The organism is Klebsiella sp. KE9456 (assembly GCF_043832615.1).
In the GTDB taxonomy this organism is placed as follows: Bacteria; Pseudomonadota; Gammaproteobacteria; order Enterobacterales; family Enterobacteriaceae; genus Klebsiella; species Klebsiella indica.
The window spans coordinates 191,933-214,160 of record NZ_JBDYQK010000002.1 but is presented as its reverse complement, the minus strand read 5'-3'; the positions used below and the strand labels follow the sequence as shown (position 1 = coordinate 214,160).

At 54.2% G+C, this 22,228-nt stretch carries 19 protein-coding genes; 4 read left to right on the top strand and 15 right to left on the bottom strand.

Going from position 1 to position 22,228, the window contains the following annotated elements; translation table 11 throughout:
• Positions 1-2 precede the first annotated feature (2 nt).
• The 15 genes from murG to ABK821_RS03135 form a co-directional block, all read right to left on the bottom strand.
• Entirely contained in the window at positions 3-1,073 is a 1,071-nt protein-coding gene (murG, locus tag ABK821_RS03205; RefSeq protein ID WP_142503011.1) for an undecaprenyldiphospho-muramoylpentapeptide beta-N-acetylglucosaminyltransferase, read from the bottom strand.
• On the bottom strand, positions 1,070-2,320 hold the full coding sequence (gene ftsW / locus ABK821_RS03200; protein WP_138361956.1) for a cell division protein FtsW: 1,251 nt from the start codon (positions 2,318-2,320) through the stop codon (positions 1,070-1,072). The genes murG and ftsW overlap by 4 nt, the downstream gene beginning before the upstream one ends.
• Positions 2,320-3,636 carry a UDP-N-acetylmuramoyl-L-alanine--D-glutamate ligase gene (murD, locus tag ABK821_RS03195; RefSeq protein ID WP_142503012.1) on the bottom strand — a complete coding sequence of 439 codons (1,317 nt, stop codon included), beginning with the start codon at positions 3,634-3,636 and terminating at the stop codon, positions 2,320-2,322. Before murD ends, ftsW begins: the two co-directional genes overlap by 1 nt.
• 2 nt (positions 3,637-3,638) lie before the next feature.
• A complete protein-coding gene (gene mraY, locus ABK821_RS03190) occupies positions 3,639-4,721 on the bottom strand; it encodes a phospho-N-acetylmuramoyl-pentapeptide-transferase (protein WP_138361954.1) in 1,083 nt (360 codons plus the stop codon).
• Positions 4,715-6,073: a UDP-N-acetylmuramoyl-tripeptide--D-alanyl-D-alanine ligase gene (gene murF / locus ABK821_RS03185; protein WP_343177931.1), complete on the bottom strand. Its 1,359-nt coding sequence runs from the start codon at positions 6,071-6,073 to the stop codon at positions 4,715-4,717. Before murF ends, mraY begins: the two co-directional genes overlap by 7 nt.
• Positions 6,070-7,557 (bottom strand): UDP-N-acetylmuramoyl-L-alanyl-D-glutamate--2,6-diaminopimelate ligase, encoded by a 1,488-nt coding sequence (gene murE / locus ABK821_RS03180; RefSeq protein ID WP_343177932.1) that lies wholly within the window; start codon positions 7,555-7,557, stop codon positions 6,070-6,072. Before murE ends, murF begins: the two co-directional genes overlap by 4 nt.
• The gene (locus ABK821_RS03175) at positions 7,544-9,310 is read right to left on the bottom strand and encodes a peptidoglycan glycosyltransferase FtsI (RefSeq protein WP_138361951.1); all 1,767 of its coding nucleotides are present in this window, start codon (positions 9,308-9,310) and stop codon (positions 7,544-7,546) included. The genes murE and ABK821_RS03175 overlap by 14 nt, the downstream gene beginning before the upstream one ends.
• A 15-nt stretch (positions 9,311-9,325) precedes the next feature.
• Positions 9,326-9,691, bottom strand: a complete 366-nt coding sequence (ftsL, locus tag ABK821_RS03170) for a cell division protein FtsL (protein ID WP_138361950.1) — start codon at positions 9,689-9,691, stop codon at positions 9,326-9,328.
• Positions 9,688-10,629: a 16S rRNA (cytosine(1402)-N(4))-methyltransferase RsmH gene (rsmH, locus tag ABK821_RS03165; RefSeq protein ID WP_138361949.1), complete on the bottom strand. Its 942-nt coding sequence runs from the start codon at positions 10,627-10,629 to the stop codon at positions 9,688-9,690. Before rsmH ends, ftsL begins: the two co-directional genes overlap by 4 nt.
• Positions 10,630-11,088: a division/cell wall cluster transcriptional repressor MraZ gene (mraZ, locus tag ABK821_RS03160; RefSeq protein WP_138361948.1), complete on the bottom strand. Its 459-nt coding sequence runs from the start codon at positions 11,086-11,088 to the stop codon at positions 10,630-10,632.
• A 640-nt stretch (positions 11,089-11,728) separates the two neighbouring features.
• A complete protein-coding gene (gene cra / locus ABK821_RS03155) occupies positions 11,729-12,733 on the bottom strand; it encodes a catabolite repressor/activator (protein ID WP_138361947.1) in 1,005 nt (334 codons plus the stop codon).
• A 180-nt stretch (positions 12,734-12,913) separates the two neighbouring features.
• Entirely contained in the window at positions 12,914-13,405 is a 492-nt protein-coding gene (gene ilvN, locus ABK821_RS03150) for an acetolactate synthase small subunit (RefSeq protein ID WP_138361946.1), read from the bottom strand.
• A 2-nt stretch (positions 13,406-13,407) separates the two neighbouring features.
• Positions 13,408-15,132 (bottom strand): acetolactate synthase 3 large subunit, encoded by a 1,725-nt coding sequence (ilvI, locus tag ABK821_RS03145; RefSeq protein WP_308561877.1) that lies wholly within the window; start codon positions 15,130-15,132, stop codon positions 13,408-13,410.
• Between the two features lie 388 nt (positions 15,133-15,520).
• Positions 15,521-16,471, bottom strand: a complete 951-nt coding sequence (gene leuO, locus ABK821_RS03140) for a transcriptional regulator LeuO (RefSeq protein ID WP_138361944.1) — start codon at positions 16,469-16,471, stop codon at positions 15,521-15,523.
• Positions 16,472-17,023: 552 nt separating this feature from the next.
• Positions 17,024-17,197 (bottom strand): hypothetical protein, encoded by a 174-nt coding sequence (locus ABK821_RS03135; RefSeq protein WP_171034906.1) that lies wholly within the window; start codon positions 17,195-17,197, stop codon positions 17,024-17,026.
• Positions 17,198-17,405: 208 nt separating this feature from the next.
• On the opposite strand from ABK821_RS03135, the gene leuA reads away from it, so the two are divergent.
• Genes leuA through leuD form a run of 4 tightly spaced genes read left to right on the top strand, consistent with a single transcriptional unit; the run spans position 17,406 to position 22,087 of the window.
• Positions 17,406-18,977, top strand: coding sequence for a 2-isopropylmalate synthase (leuA, locus tag ABK821_RS03130; RefSeq protein ID WP_138361943.1), 1,572 nt, complete (start codon positions 17,406-17,408; stop codon positions 18,975-18,977).
• Positions 18,977-20,068: a 3-isopropylmalate dehydrogenase gene (gene leuB, locus ABK821_RS03125; protein ID WP_138361942.1), complete on the top strand. Its 1,092-nt coding sequence runs from the start codon at positions 18,977-18,979 to the stop codon at positions 20,066-20,068. Before leuA ends, leuB begins: the two co-directional genes overlap by 1 nt.
• Positions 20,069-20,070: 2 nt before the next feature.
• On the top strand, positions 20,071-21,471 hold the full coding sequence (leuC, locus tag ABK821_RS03120) for a 3-isopropylmalate dehydratase large subunit (RefSeq protein ID WP_142503016.1): 1,401 nt from the start codon (positions 20,071-20,073) through the stop codon (positions 21,469-21,471).
• 10 nt (positions 21,472-21,481) lie between these two features.
• A complete protein-coding gene (gene leuD / locus ABK821_RS03115) occupies positions 21,482-22,087 on the top strand; it encodes a 3-isopropylmalate dehydratase small subunit (RefSeq protein WP_138361940.1) in 606 nt (201 codons plus the stop codon).
• The last annotated feature ends 141 nt before the right edge of the window (positions 22,088-22,228 follow it).

Below are 22,228 nucleotides of genomic sequence, written 5' to 3'. Positions count from 1 at the left end.
GATTAGCGCGCCAGTGCTGCGGCGCTCACTTCTTCTGCTACCCGCTCGGTAGCGTCCGGAATCGAGGCTCTACGCGCTCGCTCCGCCATATCCAGCAGCGTTTCCCGATCCCAACTGGCCAGGATCCGGGCGACGGCATCCACGGTAAACTGCGGTTGTTCAAGGATCTTTGCTGCGCCCGCTTTCTCCAGCGGCAGTGCATTCCAGTACTGCTGACGATCTTTGTGCTGAAAAGGCACAAACAGCGCCGGTAACCCCGCGGCGGCAATTTCACTCACCGTCAACGCGCCGGAACGACACACAACAACATCGGCCCAGGCATAAGCTGCCGCCATGTCATCAATAAATTCGGTCACTTTATGCTGCGGCTGGCCGGCATCGGCATATGCCTGCTGCACGGTTTCCTCGCCACCTTTGCCGCTCTGGTGCCAGATGGTCACGGCAGATCCCAGCTTCGCCGCCACCTGCGGCATCGTCTGGTTGAGCACGCGCGCGCCCTGCGAACCGCCTATCACTAATACGCGCGTCGGCCCTTGACGCCCGATCAAGCGCAGCTCCGGCAGCGGCAGCGCCAGCACATCCGTGCGCACCGGGTTACCGACGACATCGGCATGGGGAAAAGCGCCGGGAAACGCCTGCATCACCTTTTTGGCAATTTTCGCCAGCCATTTATTGGTCAACCCGGCAATACCGTTTTGCTCATGCAGCACAACCGGGATCCCCAACGACCATGCCGCCAGACCGCCAGGCCCGGAAACATATCCGCCCATGCCCAGCACTACATCCGGCTTAAAACGCTGCATAATCGCCCGAGCCTGGCGCCAGGCGTTGAAAATACGGAGCGGCGCCAGCAGTAGCGCTTTCAGACCTTTGCCTCGCAGACCAGAAATCTGAATAAAATCAATGTCAATACCGTGCTTCGGCACTAAATCCGCTTCCATACGATCCGCGGTACCCAGCCAGCGAACCTGCCAGCCCTGGTCCATTAAATGGTGCGCAACGGCCAGTCCCGGGAACACATGCCCGCCGGTACCGCCCGCCATCACCATTAACCGCTTTTCCTGACCGCTCATCTCACACCCCGTGTAAACGCCTGGGCTTTTTCCAGACGCGTTTCATAATCAATACGTAACAACAACATGATGGCCGTCGACATAATCAACAAACTCGAACCACCGTAGCTAATCAGCGGTAACGTCAGACCTTTGGTCGGCAACATACCCGCCGCCGCGCCGACATTAACCAGCGCCTGAAAGCTAAACCAGATGCCAATGGCGCAGGCCAGAAAACCGGAGAAACGATGGTCGATTTCCAGCGCTTTACGCCCAATGGACATGGCGCGAAAAGCGACGAAGAATACCATTAAAAGCGCAAGAACCACACCGATATAACCGAGTTCTTCACCGATAATGGCGAAGATGAAATCGGTATGCGCTTCAGGCAAATACTCCAGTTTCTGTACTGAGTTGCCGAGGCCCTGCCCCCACATCTCACCACGACCAAAAGCCATCAGCGACTGAGTTAACTGGTAACCGCTGCCGAACGGATCTTCCCACGGATTCCAGAAAGAGGTGACACGGCGAATACGATACGGCTCGGCGAGGATCAGCAGCACCACTGCAGAAATGCCCATACCAATAATCGCGATAAACTGCCACAGCTTGGCGCCCGCAAGAAACAGCATGGCCAGAGTGGTCACAAACAGCACGACGACTGTACCGAGATCGGGCTGCGCCAGCAGCAAAATCGCCAGCACAAAAATCACGCCCATCGGCTTGAGGAAGCCGCGCAGATTATTACGAACTTCATCAGCCTTACGCACCAGGTAGTTGGCGATGTAGCAGAACAGTGACAGCTTGGTAAACTCCGCAGGCTGAATACGTAACGGCCCCAGTGCAATCCAGCGCGACGCGCCGTTAACCGAGCTGCCGACCACTAAAACGATCAACAGCATCACGATAGAGGCGATCAGCATCGCGGTACTGTAGCGCTGCCAAAACTCCATTGGCAGGCGCAGCGTCACCATCGCCAGCCCCAACGCCAGCAGAATGTATAAACCATCACGTTTGGCAAACAGAAACGGATCGTTGGCCAGACGCTGTCCTACCGGCATCGAGGCCGAGGTCACCATAATGAAACCGATTGCCGCCAGGCCAAAGGTCAGCCACAGCAGCACGCGATCGTACATCACCAGGCTATCGCTGTCCTTCGGACGCGAACCCATCACCCACCCTTTCAGCGCGGCGAACAGCCAGGCGAAAATAGACATTCCCGGCAGTCTCAGTCGCGGTATTTTCAGGCGCGGGAGTGATAAACGCATCAGCCTAACTCCTTCGCCAGACGCGCAAAAACATCGCCGCGTTGTTCAAAGTTCTTAAACTGATCGAGGCTGGCGCACGCCGGCGACAGCAGCACCATATCGCCGGCAACGACCAGAGGAGCGATCAGGCGCATTGCCTGTTCCATGGTTTCCGTCTGCACAGCAACCTCCGGGCGCAGCGCCGCCAGCTGCGCGCCATCGCGGCCAAAGCAGTACAGCCGGATATTTTCCCCTGTCAGATAGCGGCTTAACGGAGTGAAATCGGCGGATTTCCCATCGCCCCCCAGCAACAGATACAGCGTGCCATCGATATGCAGGCCATTGAGCGCCGCTTCGGTACTGCCGACGTTAGTGGCTTTGGAATCATTGATCCAGCGCACGCCGTTATGTTCCAGCGCCAGTTGAAAGCGATGCGCCAGCCCGGTAAATGTGGTCAACGCTTTCAGGCTGCTGGCGCGCGGCAGGCCTGCGGCATCGGCCAGCGCTAATGCCGCCAGGGCATTGCTGTAATTGTGTTGACCGCTAATTTTCATCTCTTTAACGTTGAGTACTTTCTCACCTTTTACGCGCAGCCAGGTTTCTCCCTGCTGGCGGTTCAGATGATAATCGCCAACGTCAACGCCGAAGCTGATGCAGCGCTCATCAGCGCCGCGTACCGGCATGGTTAAGGCATCATCAGCATTAACGATGCAGGCCCGGGCATGCTCATAAATGCCCAACTTAGCGGCACGGTACTGCTGCAGCCCCAACGGATAGCGGTCCATATGATCTTCGGTAACGTTGAGGATCGTCGCCGCTACCGCCCGCAGACTGAAGGTGGTTTCCAGTTGGAAACTGGAAAGTTCCAGTACATACAGTTCACGTTCAGGGGCCAACAGCATCAGCGCAGGGAGACCAATATTGCCCCCTACGCCGACATTGACGCCCGCCGCTTTCGCCATTTCGCCGACCAGAGTGGTCACGGTACTTTTGCCATTAGAGCCGGTAATCGCGACGATTGGCGCCTGCGCCTCACGACAGAACAGTTCGATATCGCCGACGATCTCCACCCCAGCATCTGCCGCAGCACTCAGGGAAGGATGCGCCAGCGCGATGCCAGGGCTGGCGACAATCAGGTCCGCCGCCAGCAGCCAGTCATCGTTCAGACCGCCGACATAGCGCTCAACGGCTTCCGGCAGTTTATCCAGCCCGGCAGGCGCGACACGGGTATCCATTACCCGCGGCGTCACGCCGCGAGACATGAAAAAGTCCACGCACGACAGGCCGGTCATGCCCAGCCCAATAATGACGACTTTTTTACCCTGATAATCTGCCATGTTTAACGTACCTTCAGCGTCGCCAGGCCAATCAGCACCAGCATCAGCGAAATAATCCAGAAGCGCACAATAACGCGCGGTTCCGGCCAGCCTTTCAATTCATAGTGATGGTGAATCGGCGCCATACGGAAGATGCGCTGACCGCGCAGCTTGAAGGAGCCGACCTGCAGAATCACCGACAATGTTTCAACGACGAAAACGCCCCCCATAATCACCAGCAAGAACTCCTGGCGCAGCAGCACAGCGATAATCCCCAGTGCGCCGCCCAGCGCCAGCGACCCAACGTCTCCCATAAAGACCTGCGCCGGATAGGTGTTAAACCAAAGAAAACCGAGACCGGCGCCGACAATTGCCGTACAGACAATCACCAGCTCACCGGCGTGACGCAAATAGGGAATATGCAGATAGTTAGCAAAGTTCATGTTACCGGTGGCCCAGGCCACCAGCGCGAACCCGGCGGCAACAAATACGGTCGGCATAATCGCCAGCCCGTCGAGACCATCGGTCAGGTTGACCGCGTTGCCGGTACCGACGATGACAAAATAGGCCAGCAGGATATAGAACAGCCCCAACTGCGGCATCACGTCTTTAAAGAATGGCACCACCAGTTGCGTGGCGGGCGTCTCTTTACCCGCCATATACAGCGCGAAGGCGACGCCTAACGCAATCACCGACATCCAGAAGTATTTCCAGCGGGCGATCAGCCCCTTGGTGTCTTTACGCACCACTTTGCGATAGTCATCAACGAAACCGATAACGCCGTAGCCGACCAGTACCGTCAGCACACACCAGACATAAGGATTGGATGGATAGGCCCACAGCAGAACGGAAACGACAATGGCGGTCAGGATCATGATCCCGCCCATGGTTGGCGTGCCGCGCTTGCTAAAGTGTGATTCCGGGCCATCGTTACGCACCACCTGGCCGAAAGAGAGTTTTTGCAGACGGGCGATCATCCGCGGGCCCATCCACAAAGAGATGAACAGCGCGGTCAGCAGGCTGACAATGGCACGAAACGTCAGGTAGGAAAAGACGTTAAAGCCGGAATAATATTTGACCAGATGCTCGGCCAGCCATACTAACATGTTCCGTTCTCCTGTAATGCGCGTACTACCTCTTCCATGGCGGCACTACGTGAACCCTTCACTAAAATGGTCATAATTTTGTGTTCTGACATCAATTCTTGTAGTCGCGTCACCAGCTGCCTTTTATCGCTAACGTGTTCGCCGACGCCGCTGGCGTCGCTAATGGCTGCGCTCAATGTACCAACGCTTAATACGCGATCGATCCCGCCCGCTTTCGCCGCCTCACCGACCTGACGATGGCAGGCCTGACTTTCCACACCGAGTTCGGCCATATCGCCAACGACCAGCACCCGATAACCCGGCATCTCTGACAGCACCTGTACCGCGGCGGTCATTGAGCCGACGTTGGCGTTGTAGGAGTCATCCAGCAGAAGCTGGCTATCGGTCAACGCGATCGGGAATAATCTTCCCGGCACCGCTTTCAGCCCCTGCAAACCGGCTTTAATCGCCGCATGGGTCGCCCCCACCGCCATCGAGAGCGCGGCGGCAGCCAGCGCATTGGCAATGTTGTGACGTCCCGGCAATGGCAGCAGGACATCAACGCTGCCCGTTGGAGTGCACACGGTAAATTCTGTACCGCGTGAGGTCACGCGAACGTTCGTCGCGGTGAAATCGCTATTGGCGGCGTTCGGCGAGAAGCGCCAGGTCTTACGTTCGCCAATCACGCTTTGCCAGTTCAGCCAGTCATTGTTATCGGCGTTCATAATGGCAATACCGTTGACGGGCAGACCGGTGTAAATTTCGCCCTTGGCCTTCGCAACACCTTCCAGCGAGCCGAAACCTTCAAGATGCGCGGCGGCCAGGTTATTGACTAACGCCGCTTCAGGTCGCGTCAGGCTAACGGTCCAGGCAATTTCGCCCTGGTGATTGGCACCTAGCTCGATAACCGCATAATCATGGTCTTTAGTCAGACGCAGCAGCGTCATTGGCACGCCGATATCATTGTTCAGGTTGCCTGCGGTATACAGCGTATTGCCGCACTGGCTCAGAATCGCGGCGGTCATCTCTTTGACCGAGGTTTTACCGGAAGAACCGGTCAGCGCGACGACCCTCGCGGGAACCTGCTGACGCACCCATGCCGCCAGTTCGCCGAAGGCCTGTCGGGTATCCTTCACCACCACCTGCGGCAAATCGCACGCCAGTTGACGGCTGACCAGCAATGCCCCGGCGCCAGCGGCTTTTGCCTGGTCGGCAAAATCATGGGCATCAAAGCGCTCGCCTTTCAGGGCCACAAACAGGCAGCCAGCCGTGATCTTACGGGTATCCGACGTGACCTCATCAATCGCCACATCGCCGCCGTGCAGTTCGCCGCGCGTAATGTCGGCAAGCTGGCTGAGAGTCAAGCGAATCATGCGACCGTCCCCAGCAGACGCGCAACGGTGACGCGGTCAGAATAATCAAGCCGGCGATTGCCAACGATCTGGTAATCTTCGTGGCCTTTTCCCGCCACCAGCACCACATCGCTTTCTTTCGCCTGCATCACCGCACTGGTTACCGCTTCGGCACGCCCCTCAACCGCTTTAGCACGCCCCGCGTCGAGCATACCGGCGAGGATGTCGTTAATAATCGCCCGCGGCTCTTCGGTGCGCGGGTTGTCATCGGTGACCACAACAATGTCGGCGAATTCTTCCGCGATAGCGCCCATCAGCGGGCGTTTGCCTTTGTCGCGGTCCCCGCCGCAGCCAAACACACACCACAGTTTACCGGCGCAGTGCAGACGCGCCGCCTGTAGCGCTTTTTCCAGCGCATCGGGCGTGTGGGCATAATCGACCACTACTGTCGGTTTTCCCGGCGCGCTGAACACTTCCATTCGCCCGCAAACCGGCTGCAGGCGAAGAGCCGTTTTCAATAGCTCAGCCAACGGATAACCCAGCGCCAGCAGCGTCGCCAACGCCAGTAACAGATTACTGACGTTAAAGGCGCCCATCAGGCGGCTTTCGATCTCCCCCTTGCCCCAGGTGGAGTCAAACTGAATGGTCGCGCCGCCGTCGTGATAGTTTACGGCGGTTGCTTTGAGCCAGCGTCCCCGGCAGTTCGGATTAATGTGTTCTCCCATTGATACAGCAACCGCATCCGGCAGTTTCGCTAACCAGCGGCGGCCGACTTCATCGTCCGCATTGACGATAGCCTGACCAAAATGGTGGGTTGAATAGAGCAGCCATTTCGCCGCTTCGTAATGCTCCATATCGCCATGATAATCAAGGTGATCCCGGCTCAGGTTGGTAAAGATCGATGCAGCAAACTTCAGCGCGGCGACGCGGTGCTGTACCAGACCGTGAGAGGAAACCTCCATCGCGGCAAAGGTCGCGCCCTGCGACGCCAGGCGGGAAAGCACCTGTTGAACATCGACTGCCGAACCGGTGGTATTTTCCGTCGGGATGATTTTATCCAGCAGGCCATTCCCGACTGTGCCCATTACCGCACTGGTTTCGCCGAGTAGCTTCGCCCATTGCGCCAGCAGTTGAGTGGTGGTGGTCTTGCCGTTCGTCCCGGTTACGCCGACCAGGCGCAGTTGCTCCGAAGGTTGATGGTAAAAGCGCCCGGCCAGCGCAGATAAACGCTCATTGAGCTGGCTCAGATAAATGACCGGTACGCCGTGCATTTCACGGATTTCACCGTCGTTAGCCTCATCTTTGGCCTCAGCAATAATGGCAGCAACACCTTGCGCTATCGCCTGCGGGATATAACGACGCCCGTCCGCCTGATGACCTAAAACCGCAATGAAAAGATCGCCAGAAGCCGCCACCCGGCTGTCCAGCGTCATTTCTCGCAGAATTCGCTCCGGCGCGCCAGGCACCCACGGAGCGAGAAGGTCGCGCAAATTACGATCTGCCACCTGTCCCCTCGCCTTTATTAATCACTAATTCACTTTTTTCGGCCGTTGCTAACGCATCCGGTTCAATGTTCATGGTACGCAACACGCCTCCCATGATGGCACCGAAGACCGGCGCGGAAACGGCGCCGCCGTAGTATTTACCCGCCTGCGGATCGTTGATCACCACCACCAGCGCGAAGCGTGGGTGACTGGCGGGCGCAACGCCTGCGGTGTAAGCAATATATTTATTGATATAGTGGCCATCCGGCCCGACTTTTTTCGCCGTGCCGGTTTTAATGGCGATGCGATAGCCTTTGATGGCCGCCTTCACGCCGCCGCCGCCTGGCAGCGCCACGCTTTCCATCATATGAACAACGGTACGCACGATGGATTCCGGGAACACGCGCTCTCCGGGAACCGGGGGATCAACTTTGGTAATCGACAGCGGGCGATAAATGCCATAACTGCCGATCGTCGCATAGACTCGCGCTAACTGTAACGGGGTTACCATTAGCCCATAGCCGAAAGAAAAGGTGGCCCTCTCTATGTCAGACCACCGTTGTTTTTGAGGGTATAAGCCACTGCGTTCTCCGACCAACCCCAAATTGGTCGCTTTTCCAAGTCCAAAACGTGAGTAAGTATCCACTAACGCTGAGGACGGCATCGCTAACGCCAGCTTAGAAACACCGACGTTACTCGACTTCTGTAGTACCCCGGTCAGGGTTAATTCGCTATAGCGCGCCACGTCTTTAATTTCGTGACCGTTAATTCGATAAGGAATCGTATTCAGCACGCTATTTTCGTTAACAATACCGCGCTGAAGCGCCGTCATCACTACCATCGGCTTCACCGTTGAACCCGGCTCAAACACGTCGGTAATGGCGCGATTACGCATGGCATCTTTGGCGGTTCCGGAGAAATTGTTAGGGTTATAGGATGGGCTATTAGCCATCGCCAGCACTTCACCGGTGTTAACATCCACCAGTACCGCGCTTCCCGACTCCGCTTTGTTAAACGCCACGGCGTTGTTCAGCTCGCGATACACCAGCGCCTGCAAACGCTCGTCAATGCTTAGCGCGAGGTTATGCGCCGCCTGGCTATCGGTAGAGGAGATATCCTCAATCACACGACCATAGCGGTCTTTACGCACAATACGTTCGCCAGGCTGACCGGTGAGCCACTTATCAAAGCTCTTTTCAACGCCTTCGATCCCCTGGCTGTCGACGTTGGTGAAACCAATAAGGTGAGCGGTTACTTCGCCTGACGGATAGTAACGGCGGGACTCTTCGCGCAGATGAATCCCCGGCAACTTCAGCTTACGGATGTAATCGGCCATATCAGGATTAACCTGGCGCGCCAGATAGATAAAGCGCATCCGTGGATTGGTATTGATACGCGAAGCCAGCTGATCCAACGGCATATTCAGCACATCTGCCAGCGCCTTCCAGCGGTTGTCCAGCGTGACGCCGCCGGCATCATGCAACTCTTTCGGATCGGCCCAAATCGCTTTCACCGGCACACTCACTGCCAGCGGACGACCGGAGCGATCGGTTATCATCCCACGTGCGGTGGACACTTCCTGCACACGCAGCGAACGCATATCGCCCTGACGCACCAGCATGTCGGGACTAATCACCTGTAGCCAGGCCACGCGGCCCAGCAGAAAACCCAGCGCCAACAGAATACAGCCGCATAACAACGCAAAACGCCAACTAACAAAGTTGGCCTGTTCTTCCTGACGTTTTGCTTTTAACGTTTTCGGCGCTGCTTTCATGCGTCGCAATAATCCTTATTTCTGTACAACGATATTTTCTTGTGATGGATCGACGTGTTGCATATGTAATTTCTCCGTCGCAATCCGCTCAACCCGGCTGTGATCGCCCAGCGCGTTCTCTTCAAGGATCAGGTTGCGCCATTCAATATCCAGCGCATCACGCTCCAGAACCAGCTGTTCGCGCTGCGCAGTTAACAGGCGCGTATGATGCGCCGTCGTCACCACCGTAATCGCCGTGATAATGATGCAAATGAACAGGCAGAGTGGCAGTTTCCCAAACCGCAGAAGATCGTCTCCGATCACGCCAGGCAAAGCATGGCGCTCGTTGCTTCCTATCGATCCTTTAACCTTACTGAGGGCTTCTGTCACTCTGCCGATCATGCGTTCGTCCTCTCTGCAATACGCAGCACTGAACTACGGGCCCGTGGATTTTCCGCCACTTCTTCTTCGCCCGGCATCAACTTGCCTAATGCTCTTAGCTCACGGCCGCCCAGTTTTTTGAGCTGCTCTTCCGTCATCGGCAACCCCGCGGGAACCTGCGGACCGCGGCTTTGCTCACGCATAAAACGCTTCACAATACGGTCTTCCAGCGAGTGGAAACTGATGATGGAAAGCCGCCCTCCCGGGGCCAGCACGCTGAGCGAGCTTTTTAGCGCCTGCTCTATCTCCTCCAGTTCACTGTTCACCCAAATGCGCACCGCCTGGAAGGTACGGGTCGCGGGATGTTTGAATTTGTCTTTTACCGGCGTTGCCGCCGCCACCACTTCCGCCAGTTCTTTGGTTCGCGTCATCGGCTCAATACGGTTACGCTCGACAATCGCACGCGCAATGCGTTTGCCAAAACGCTCTTCGCCAAAGGTTTTTATCACCCAGGCGATATCGGCTTCATCGGCGGTTTGTAACCACTCAGCGGCTGACTGGCCGCGAGTCGGATCCATACGCATATCCAGCGGGCCATCGCGCATAAACGAAAAACCACGTTCCGCATCATCCAGTTGCGGTGATGAGACGCCAAGATCGAGCAAAATACCGTCGATCTTACCGGTAAGATTGCGCTCGCCAACATAGTCAGCCAGCAGTGAAAAAGGACCATGAACGATGGAAAAACGAGGATCATCAATAGTTTTTGCCACGGCAATAGCCTGCGGGTCACGATCGATTGCCAGCAGGCGTCCTTCCGCTCCCAGCCGGGAGAGAATCAGACGCGAGTGACCACCGCGTCCAAAAGTGCCATCAATGTAGATACCGTTCGGACGAATATTCAGACCATTGACGGCTTCATCCAGAAGGACCGTAGTATGTTTAAAATTTTCCATCATTTACAAAGACAAATCCTGCAGGCGCTCCGACAGTTCCCCGGAAGCGGACTGCTCAGCGTCAATATCTTCCTTGACCCGTTGATACCAGGTCGTTTCGTCCCACAGTTCAAACTTGTTGAACTGCCCGACCAGCATCACTTCTTTTGTCAGCCCGGCATGTTGCCGCAGCACCGGCGCTATCAACAGCCGCCCGGCGTTATCCATCTGACATTCGCTGGCATGCCCCAGAAGCAGACGCTGTACGCGCCGCTCAGCGGGATTCATGCTCGATAAACGCGACAATTTTTGCTCGATGATTTCCCATTCAGGCAAGGGGTAAAGCAGCAGGCATGGGTGATGGAGGTCAATGGTACATACCAGTTGACCGGAAGCGCCCTCGATCAGCCCGTCGCGATAGCGCGTCGGGATAGCCATACGGCCTTTACTGTCGAGATTGACTAACGTTGCCCCACGGAACATGCCAGCCTCACCTCTTTTCGCCACTTTATCCCACAAATTCCCACAAGAAGGAGTTTACGGAGCGGAGGAAAAGCTTGTCAAGCTAGCACGAATACCAACGGAGCCTAAAAACCCATTATTTACAGCCGATATTCGCCCTGACGAAAAATCAACCAACAAACGAGGCAAATTAACGCTATGAATATCGGTAAGAAAATAACCAACAAACGTGTAACAGTTAAAAGCTGCAAAATATCTTCGGCAGGAAAATATTAAAGTGTCAGTTTGCGACGCGAGCGGCATTTTAGGTCATTCTGATGCGGGTTAACAGCATCAGTTAGCGCCTGAGAGGGCCTTTTACAGCGTGAGGCAGGGTTCGTGGCCAGCATAATAGTGAGAAAACGAGGATTAATTCAGCAACGCGCCGATTGAGTGTAACAAAATAATACAAACAGTTTAGCCAATCCATTTAGCGAGTAATAAAAGCGCAAAATAATTGGCCGTAAGAATAAAATTAAAAAAGGTGGCAGAAAGATTAAGGATTTATCTGAAAGATGCTTCACCCTGCCATTTTTACACCATTCATCCGAATTATCGCCAGACGCGCATCGGTCTGGCGAACGCTTTACGCATAATCCTGGTAACCTATTAGCGCAAATGCTCAGCGGCGGTTTAGCGTGCCGCGACGATACAAATTACGCCGGATACGGCTCAAGCCCGGTTTCGGTTTACGGGGTTCATCCAGGCTGGCCAGCACGATCTCCAGAACGCGTTCCGCAACATCGCGATGGCGCTGAGCAACGGCTAACACCGGACACTGGAGAAAATCCAGCAGTTCATTATCGCCAAAAGTGGCAATCGCCAGCTCAGAAGGCAATTTCCCTTCCCGGCGCAGCGCAACATCCATTACGCCCTGCAGCAGCGGAAACGAAGTCGTAAACAGCGCCTGTGGCATAGGATGGGTCTCCAGCCACTTTTCGAACAGTTGCGCCGCCGCTTCACGTTCGTAACTGTTTGCATAGAGGAAATGCACCTCTCGTGGATCGTCCTTCCACGCGGTACGAAATCCCTGCTCACGCAGGAAGCTCACCGAAAGCTCCGGCAATGCGCCAAGATACAGTACCGTTTCCGCCGGAAATTTGCGTAATTCCGCCGCGAGCATTTCAGCGTCATCCTGATCGGCGCCAACGACACTGGTAAAGTGTTCGCGATCGAGCGCGCGGTCAAGGGCAACAATCGGGAACGAATCGTTGGCCCAGCGCTGGTAGAACGGATGCTCAGGCGGTAACGAAGTGGAGACGATAATCGCATCGACCTGGCGCTGCAGCAGATGCTCAATACAGCGCATCTCGTTATCCGGTTGATCCTCGGAACAGGCAATGAGCAGTTGATAACCACGCTGACGCGCCTGGCGCTCCAGGTAATTGGCGATACGCGTATAGCTGGTGTTCTCCAGATCCGGAATAACCAGACCAATAGAGCGCGTACGTCCTGCACGCAAGCCGGCAGCGACCGCATTCGGATGATAGTTATGCTCACGAACAACCGCCATCACCTTTTCAACAGTCTTATCGCTAACGCGATACTGCTTCGCTTTACCATTAATCACATAGCTGGCGGTGGTTCGCGAGACACCGGCCAGCCGGGCGATTTCATCCAGTTTCACAATTGCCCCTTGGGTAATAAGTACAAAACATAACCATTCTTCAGGTATGGCTTCATTTTTATAACATCTAAACGCAGAAAAGTTAGCACAGCAACCGCTTTAGTCTACAGTTCCCACCGATTTCGCAAAAAAATAGCCCGACAAGCTGTGCCGGGCTATTTTTACATCAATTTCAGGGGATCAGCGCATGATTTTGTCGCCACGGGACAATCCAACGACCCCCGAGCGGGCCACTTCGACAATTCGTGCGACATCACGCAAAGAAGCCAAAAACGCATCCAGCTTGTCGCTGGTTCCGGCCAGTTGCACGGTATAGATAGAGGGCGTCACATCGATAATCTGCCCACGGAAAATTTCCGTATTACGCTTCACCTCGTCACGTCCGTAACCGCTGGCCTGCACTTTCACCAGCATAATTTCACGCTCAACATGCGCGCCCTGGCCAAGCTCGTTAACGCGTAAGACGTCCACCAGCTTGTGCAGTTGCTTTTCTATCTGCTCAATCACTTTCTCATCGCCGACGGTCTGAATTGTCATTCTGGAAAGCGTCGGATCGTCGGTCGGCGCGACCGTAAGGCTTTCAATATTATAACCACGCTGCGAAAAGAGGCCGATTACACGGGATAACGCCCCCGATTCGTTCTCCAGTAATACTGATAATATCCGGCGCATAATCAGGTCCTCTCCGTTTTGCTCAACCACATTTCATCCATACCGCCACCGCGAATCTGCATCGGATAGACATGCTCGCTGCCATCAACCGCCACATCAACGAAAACCAGACGGTTATTGCGCACCTGTTCCAGTGCCTGAGCGAGTTTCTCCTCCAGCTCCTGGGGTTCGCTAATACGAATCCCGACATGGCCATAAGCTTCCGCCACGCGGGCAAAGTCGGGCAGCGACGCCATATAGGATTGTGAATGGCGACCAGAATAGAGCATGTCCTGCCACTGTTTAACCATTCCGAGATAGCGGTTGTTCAGATTCAGAACCAGTACCGGCAATTCGTATTGCAGCGCGGTAGAGAGTTCCTGAATATTCATCTGGATACTGCCATCGCCGGTCACACAGATAACCATTTCGTCCGGCAGCGCCATTTTGACGCCAAGGGCGGCAGGCAAACCGAATCCCATCGTGCCCAGGCCACCGGAATTAATCCAGCGCCTCGGTTTATCGAAAGGATAATAGAGTGCGGCGAACATCTGATGCTGGCCGACATCGGACGCGACATACGCATCGCCGTTGGTCAGACGCCAGATCGTTTCAATCACCGCCTGCGGCTTAATCTTGTCGCTTTGCGTGTCGTATTTCAGGCAATGGCGCGCACGCCACTGTTCAATCTGCCGCCACCAGTCACGGATGTCATCCAGCGGCTGCTGAGAGTCATCAGATGCGAGCAACTCCAGCATTTGTTCCAGCACCAGACGGGCATCGCCCACGATAGGCACATCAGCAGACACGGTTTTTGAAATAGACGTGGGATCAATATCAATATGCAGCACCGTGGCGTTCGGACAGTATTTTGCCAGATTGTTCGTCGTACGATCGTCAAAGCGCACGCCGACGGCGAAAATCACGTCGGAATGGTGCATGGTCATATTAGCTTCATAAGTGCCATGCATGCCCAGCATCCCTAATGCCTGCTGGTGCGATGCAGGAAAAGCCCCCAGCCCCATCAGCGAAGAAACCACCGGCAGCTTCAACTTCTCAACCAGCGTGTATAACGGGGATTCGCATTGCGCGTTAATCGCGCCACCGCCGACATAAACCACCGGTTTTTTTGCCGTCATCAGCGTTTGCAGCGCACGTTTGATCTGCCCTTTATGGCCCATCGTCGTCGGGTTATAAGAGCGCATGCTAACCGTGTCCGGCCAGCTATAAGGCAGTTTTTTAGCCGGGTTCAGAATATCTTTCGGTAAATCGACGACAACCGGGCCAGGACGCCCGCTGGCCGCCAGCCAGAAGGCTTTTTTCAGCACGCCGGGAATATCCTCGGTTTGCTTCACCAGGAAACTGTGTTTCACCACCGGTCGGGAGATCCCCACCATGTCACACTCCTGGAAAGCATCGTAGCCGATTAATGACGTTGCCACCTGCCCGGACAGGATCACCAGCGGAATGGAGTCCATATAGGCCGTCGCAATACCGGTAATCGCGTTCGTTGCCCCGGGGCCGGACGTGACCAGCACAACGCCAACTTCGCCCGTCGCACGAGCAAGGCCATCGGCCATATGCACGGCAGCCTGCTCATGGCGAACCAGAATGTGATCGATGCCACCAAGGGTGTGTAACGCATCATAGATATCGAGGACTGCGCCCCCGGGATAACCGAACACTTGCTTGACGCCCTGATCGACCAGCGACTGGACGACCATCTCGGCTCCTGACAACATCTCCATGATTTGCCTCCCGGCTTATTGTTTTTAACGACAGCGGAATCCGATTTCCGCGCGCTCGCACAAGACGGAGCACAACGGCTCCGCATTGAGGTGAATAGACTGCATGGCGTTACCATAACTGCTCACTAACGGGCAGGCAATTGGTGACCGTCGGCGCAAGAGACGCATAAAAAGAAGAAAAGATAGAATCCGGAGCAAAAGACGGTGAAAAACTTCAGATATAAGAAAATATGATAGCCAATACTCGGAGAAAATAACTAACTACAGGAAATCATCCATTTTTTATCTGATACAGAGAGCATGTGATAAATGCAAACAGCATAAAATGCTGCATTTTGTGATTTTTATCACACAAAGAAGGAGCCGAAGCCCCCCTTTGTACACGCGGTTAACGTTGGCAAATACTCACCAGCAGTTCTTCCATCCATTGATGACCTTTATCACGCCCGGCCGCTTCATGCCAGGAAAGATAGCAAGTCCGGCTATTCACTTTCAGCGGTAGAGGCAATATTTTTAGGTCCAGCTTATCGGCGAATTCACCCGCCAGCCAGCGTGGCGCAATAGCAACCATGTTGGTTTTGGCAACCACATTTAATACACTTATCATCGCATTACCTTGATAAGCAATACGGGATTGTTTATCAACCGTGTCATACCATGGCTGACTAAATGATGCATAACTATCAAGCGCGACGACGGCGTGCTCTTCCTGATAAATATCACTCCCCGCCAACGGCCCGAAAATTCGTGGATGTTTCCGACTCGCCACCATCACCATTTCATCTTTAAATAAAGGGACACAGGCAAACTCAGGACGACGAAACTCTTCATAACCAATAACAAATTCGATTTCCTGATAACGTAATTGATGCTCAGTATTCTTATTCAAGGCAGATTTAAAAACTAAATGAATGTTCGGCGCAATCTCAGCGACTTTATTAAAGATAACTGAAGTCAGGTAGTTATCCAGCGGACTGCAAACGCATAAATTAAATACCCGCTCGCTGCTGAGTGGCTCAAAGCCAGAGCCGGGTAATTCATTTTGTACCAGCTGCAATGCCTGACGAACGGCTCCAAATAGCTGAAAAGCCCTTGCTGTTGGCTGAATGCCGCGCCCATAACGAACAAACAGCTCATCATTAAACATCACTTTCAGACGCGATACGGCATTACTGACCGCTGGCTGCGACATCCCCAGAGAATGCGCCGCACGCGTAATATTTTGTTCCTGCATTACCGCATCAAATACGGTCAACAGATTGAGATCCACCATGCGTAACTGAGGTTTTTTGTTTTCTCCCTCAGAAACAGATTTATATTCAGTACCTTTATTTAACATATCTAACTCCCCTGTTACACTAAAATCCTTTTACCGAAATACATTAATTAATTCAGAGAATATCATTTATCATGCATATGACACTGACAAAAGGGTCGGAATCGATTTTAGGAATATATCAAGATTATGAATACCGGCAGAAATCGAACAATTTGACAGCATCTGTATTCAATAAATCTCTATCTTTTATTTAATAGTATTAAGTGTCACATAAAGATTAAGAGCCTATCCCATTAGGGCTATTTTGCTTGTCATTTTGAACCTGGGCAGTGCTCAGAATCCTCACGTACTACGTGTACGCCCGGTTCTTCCGCGCTGGCCGTGTTCAAACTGTCTGCGCCAATAACGCCTGGTGGGATAGGTTCTAAAAATGAATAAAAACAGATAACGCTAACCACGACATGGGTTTTATTATACGATATGTTTACCCCTTTTTAATTTACATATCATTATCATTCACAACACCCAACCCACACATAAATAACAGCCGTAAAACAAATGGCTATACAGATATCGTTACCTGATGGACCCGGAGCTTAATTGAAGATCCCTCTACATCACGATATCAAAGTCACTCAGCAAGCGGCCCGGCTGATAGCACAAAACGATCGTCGTAAAAAAAGCGCAGTCGCCAGCATAATACGCTGACGACTCTTTTTGGTAAAAAGCCGTTTTCTTCTCTCGGGGGTTGACATCAAAAGCCATATCCAGTAACTCTAAAGGCATAACGATTTCATCTGGAGCATGACGTAATGATTCGCAGCATTCGCTTACTCAGCCTACTACTACTAAACGCATCCATTTTGCGCGGTAGGCTGTTGGGCGACGTTCATCGTTAAGTCATCTTCCAGCAAGACGATAAAACCCGCGCCAATGCGCGGGTTTTTTTATGCTCGCGAGCAAGGCGCCAGGACACAGACCAAGGATCTAAACCATGAGCCAGCAAGTCATTATTTTCGATACGACCTTACGCGACGGAGAACAAGCGTTACAAGCCAGCCTGAGCGTGAAAGAGAAACTGCAGATTGCCCTGGCCCTGGAGCGTATGGGCGTTGACGTGATGGAAGTCGGCTTTCCGGTCTCATCTCCGGGCGACTTTGAATCCGTGCAAACCATCGCGCGCACGGTTAAAAATAGCCGCGTTTGCGCCCTGGCACGCTGTGTCGAAAAAGATATTGATGTGGCAGCAGAATCACTGAAAGTCGCGGAAGCGTTCCGCATCCACACCTTTATCGCCACCTCGCCAATGCATATTGCGACCAAGCTGCGCAGTAACCTGGATGAGGTGATTGAACGGGCGATCTATATGGTTAAACGCGCACGTAATTACACCGACGATGTTGAGTTTTCCTGTGAAGATGCCGGCCGTACGCCAATTGCCGATCTGGCTCGCGTCGTCGAGGCCGCCATCAACGCGGGGGCGACCACGATCAATATCCCCGACACTGTCGGTTACACCATGCCGTTCGAGTTCGCCAACATCATTACCGGCCTGTACCAACAGGTTCCTAACATCGACAAAGCGGTTATCTCCGTCCATACCCATGACGATTTAGGCATCGCGGTCGGTAACGCCATTGCTGCGGTTCACGCTGGTGCTCGCCAGGTTGAAGGCGCGATGAACGGTATCGGCGAACGCGCGGGCAACTGCGCGCTGGAAGAAGTGATCATGGCTATCAAAGTGCGCAAAGACATTATGGATGTGCACACCCGCATTAATCACAATGAAATCTGGCGCACCAGCCAAACCGTCAGCCAGATTTGTAATATGCCTATCCCTGCCAACAAAGCCATCGTCGGCACCGGGGCTTTCGCGCACTCATCCGGTATCCACCAGGACGGTGTGCTGAAAAATCGTGAAAACTACGAAATCATGACGCCGGAATCCATCGGTCTGAACCAGGTACAACTGAACCTGACCTCCCGCTCCGGCCGTGCCGCGGTGAAACACCGCATGGAAGAGATGGGCTACAAAGATACCGACTATAATATGGATCACTTGTACGACGCCTTCCTGAAGCTGGCGGACAAAAAAGGCCAGGTCTTCGATTATGACCTGGAAGCACTGGCATTCATCAACAAACAGCAGGAAGAGCCGGAACATTTCCGCCTCGATTACTTCAGCGTGCAGTCAGGCTCCAGCGATATCGCAACCGCGTCCGTGAAACTGGCCTGCGGCGAAGAGACCAAAGCCGAAGCCGCCAACGGCAACGGCCCGGTTGATGCGATTTATCAGGCAATTAACCGTATTACCGGCTATGACGTTGAGCTGGTCAAATATGACCTGAACGCCAAAGGCCAGGGCAAAGACGCGCTGGGTCAGGTAGACATCGTCGCTAACTACAATGGCCGTCGTTTCCACGGAGTGGGTCTGGCAACGGATATCGTGGAATCGTCCGCGAAAGCGATGGTTCACGTCCTGAACAACATCTGGCGCGCCGCAGAAGTCGAAAAAGAGCTGCAACGCAAAGCTCAAAATAAAGAGAACAATAAGGAAACCGTGTAATGTCGAAGAATTACCATATCGCTGTCTTACCAGGTGATGGTATTGGCCCGGAAGTCATGAGCCAGGCGATGAAAGTACTGGAAGCCGTTCGTCATCGTTTTGATATGCGTATTACCACCAGCCAGCATGACGTTGGCGGCATCGCCATCGACCATCAGGGTACCCCGCTGCCGCAGGCCACCATTGAGGGCTGCGAGCAGGCCGACGCCATTCTGTTCGGCTCCGTTGGCGGGCCGAAATGGGAACACCTGCCCCCCGCAGAGCAGCCGGAGCGTGGCGCGCTGCTGCCGCTGCGTAAGCACTTTAAATTATTCAGCAACCTGCGTCCGGCTAAGCTGTATCAGGGGCTGGAAGAGTTTTGCCCGCTGCGTGCGGATATTGCCGCCAGTGGCTTTGATATTCTGTGCGTCCGCGAACTGACCGGCGGCATCTACTTCGGCCAGCCGAAAGGCCGCGAGGGTAGCGGTCAGCATGAGAAAGCGTTTGATACCGAGGTCTATCACCGCTTTGAGATTGAGCGCATCGCTCACATCGCTTTCGAATCCGCCCGCAAACGCCGTCGCAAAGTCACCTCTATCGATAAAGCCAACGTGCTGCAGTCTTCTATTTTGTGGCGCGAAATCGTGAGCGAAATTGGTAAGCAGTACCCTGACGTTGAACTGGCGCATATGTACATCGACAACGCCACCATGCAGCTGATTAAAGATCCGTCCCAGTTCGACGTACTGCTGTGTTCCAACCTGTTTGGCGACATCCTGTCTGACGAGTGCGCGATGATCACCGGCTCAATGGGGATGCTGCCGTCCGCCAGCCTCAATGAACAAGGCTTCGGTCTGTATGAACCCGCTGGTGGCTCCGCCCCGGATATCGCTGGCAAAAATATCGCCAACCCGATCGCGCAAATCCTGTCGCTTGCGCTGCTGCTGCGCTATAGCCTGGATGCGGATAACGCGGCGACGGCTATCGAAAATGCAATCAACCGTGCGTTAGAAGAAGGCGTACGTACCGGCGATTTGGCGCGCGGCGCGGCGGCGGTGAGTACCGATGAAATGGGTGATATCATTGCCCGCTATGTCGCTGAAGGGGTGTAATCATGGCGAAGACGTTATACGAAAAATTGTTTGATGCTCATGTGGTTTATGAGGCGCCTGACGAAACTCCGCTGCTGTATATCGACCGTCATCTGGTGCATGAAGTGACGTCTCCGCAAGCCTTCGATGGCCTGCGCGTTCACAACCGCCCGGTGCGCCAGCCAGGCAAAACTTTCGCCACGATGGATCACAACGTTTCGACGCAGACCAAAGACATTAATGCCTCCGGCGAAATGGCACGCATCCAGATGCAGGAACTGATTAAAAACTGCAAAGAGTTTGGCGTCGAACTGTATGACCTGAATCACCCGTACCAGGGGATTGTTCATGTCATGGGCCCGGAACAGGGCGTGACGCTGCCTGGGATGACCATTGTCTGCGGCGACTCCCACACGGCGACGCATGGCGCATTCGGCGCGCTGGCCTTCGGTATCGGTACATCCGAGGTTGAACACGTGCTGGCGACCCAGACGTTGAAGCAAGGGCGTGCTAAAACCATGAAGATCGAAGTCATGGGTAAAGCCGCGCCGGGCATCACCGCCAAAGACATCGTCCTGGCGATCATCGGTAAAACCGGCAGCGCTGGCGGCACCGGTTACGTTGTGGAATTCTGCGGCGAAGCCATTCGTGATTTAAGCATGGAAGGCCGCATGACCCTGTGCAATATGGCTATCGAGTTAGGCGCGAAAGCGGGCCTGGTTGCACCGGATGAAACCACCTTTAATTACGTAAAAGGCCGTCTGCACGCGCCGAAGGGCAAGGATTTTGACGATGCCGTCGCATACTGGAAGACCCTGAGCACCGATGATGATGCCACTTTTGACCGTGTTGTGACTCTGCAGGCGGAAGACATTTCCCCACAGGTAACCTGGGGAACGAACCCCGGTCAGGTGATCTCCGTCACCGATACCATCCCGGACCCGGCATCCTTCACTGACCCGGTCGAGCGGGCAAGCGCGGAAAAAGCGCTGGCCTACATGGGCCTGAAATCTGGCGTACCGTTAACTGAAGTGGCGATTGATAAGGTCTTTATCGGCTCCTGCACCAACTCGCGCATCGAAGATTTACGCGCCGCAGCGGAAATCGCCAAAGGCCGCAAAGTCGCGCCGGGCGTCCAGGCGCTGGTGGTGCCAGGATCTGGTCCGGTGAAAGCCCAGGCCGAGGCGGAAGGCCTGGATAAAATCTTTATTGAAGCTGGTTTTGAATGGCGTCTGCCGGGCTGCTCCATGTGCCTGGCGATGAACAATGACCGTCTGAATCCGGGCGAGCGCTGTGCCTCCACCAGCAACCGTAACTTTGAAGGCCGTCAGGGCCGCGGTGGCCGTACTCATCTGGTCAGCCCGGCAATGGCCGCCGCGGCAGCCGTTACCGGCCATTTCGCCGACATCCGTAGCTTGAAATAAGGAAACCATTATGGCAGAGAAATTTATCCAACATACCGGCCTGGTGGTTCCGCTGGATGCTGCGAACGTGGATACCGATGCAATCATTCCCAAGCAATTCTTGCAGAAAGTCACACGTACCGGCTTTGGCGCGCACCTGTTTAACGACTGGCGCTTCCTGGATGACAAAGGCGAACAGCCCAACCCGGACTTCGTGCTGAATTTCCCTGAATATAAAGGGGCATCCATTCTGCTGGCGCGGGAAAACTTTGGCTGCGGATCCTCGCGGGAACATGCGCCCTGGGCGCTGACCGACTACGGCTTTAAAGTGGTTATTGCCCCCAGCTTCGCTGATATCTTCTACGGCAACAGCTTTAACAACCAGTTGCTGCCGGTAACCCTGAGCGAAGAACAGGTCGATGAGCTGTTTAAGCTGGTCCTGTCACAGCCCGGCATTAAATTTGAAGTCGACCTTGAAGCTGAAGTCGTCAAAGCGGGAGATAAATCCTATCCCTTTAAAATTGACGCCTTCCGCCGTCACTGCATGCTTAACGGTCTGGACAGTATTGGCCTGACTCTGCAGCATGAAGAGGCAATCTCAGCCTATGAGAACAAGCAGCCGGCCTTTATGGGGTAAAGCGGCCAGAAGTGTATATCTCAGCCCGGACGTGAGTTCGGGCTTTTTTTCTTCCCGCGAAAATGAGACCTGACGCACATATACTCATATTGGCCATTATGCCAGACAGGAATATTTGAATCTTTAAAAATAAGTCATTAT

Bases quoted from the DNA above. Each gene is read 5' to 3' on its own strand.
- murG (WP_142503011.1), bottom strand. From the start codon at position 1,073: ATGAGCGGTCAGGAAAAGCGGTTAATGGTGATGGCGGGCGGTACCGGC.
- ftsW (WP_138361956.1), bottom strand. From the start codon at position 2,320: ATGCGTTTATCACTCCCGCGCCTGAAAATACCGCGACTGAGACTGCCG.
- murD (WP_142503012.1), bottom strand. From the start codon at position 3,636: ATGGCAGATTATCAGGGTAAAAAAGTCGTCATTATTGGGCTGGGCATG.
- mraY (WP_138361954.1), bottom strand. From the start codon at position 4,721: ATGTTAGTATGGCTGGCCGAGCATCTGGTCAAATATTATTCCGGCTTT.
- murF (WP_343177931.1), bottom strand. From the start codon at position 6,073: ATGATTCGCTTGACTCTCAGCCAGCTTGCCGACATTACGCGCGGCGAA.
- ABK821_RS03175 (WP_138361951.1), bottom strand. From the start codon at position 9,310: ATGAAAGCAGCGCCGAAAACGTTAAAAGCAAAACGTCAGGAAGAACAG.
- ftsL (WP_138361950.1), bottom strand. From the start codon at position 9,691: ATGATCGGCAGAGTGACAGAAGCCCTCAGTAAGGTTAAAGGATCGATA.
- rsmH (WP_138361949.1), bottom strand. From the start codon at position 10,629: ATGATGGAAAATTTTAAACATACTACGGTCCTTCTGGATGAAGCCGTC.
- mraZ (WP_138361948.1), bottom strand. From the start codon at position 11,088: ATGTTCCGTGGGGCAACGTTAGTCAATCTCGACAGTAAAGGCCGTATG.
- ilvN (WP_138361946.1), bottom strand. From the start codon at position 13,405: ATGCGCCGGATATTATCAGTATTACTGGAGAACGAATCGGGGGCGTTA.
- ilvI (WP_308561877.1), bottom strand. From the start codon at position 15,132: ATGGAGATGTTGTCAGGAGCCGAGATGGTCGTCCAGTCGCTGGTCGAT.
- leuO (WP_138361944.1), bottom strand. From the start codon at position 16,471: ATGTTAAATAAAGGTACTGAATATAAATCTGTTTCTGAGGGAGAAAAC.
- ABK821_RS03135 (WP_171034906.1), bottom strand. From the start codon at position 17,197: ATGCCTTTAGAGTTACTGGATATGGCTTTTGATGTCAACCCCCGAGAG.
- leuA (WP_138361943.1), top strand. From the start codon at position 17,406: ATGAGCCAGCAAGTCATTATTTTCGATACGACCTTACGCGACGGAGAA.
- leuB (WP_138361942.1), top strand. From the start codon at position 18,977: ATGTCGAAGAATTACCATATCGCTGTCTTACCAGGTGATGGTATTGGC.
- leuC (WP_142503016.1), top strand. From the start codon at position 20,071: ATGGCGAAGACGTTATACGAAAAATTGTTTGATGCTCATGTGGTTTAT.
- leuD (WP_138361940.1), top strand. From the start codon at position 21,482: ATGGCAGAGAAATTTATCCAACATACCGGCCTGGTGGTTCCGCTGGAT.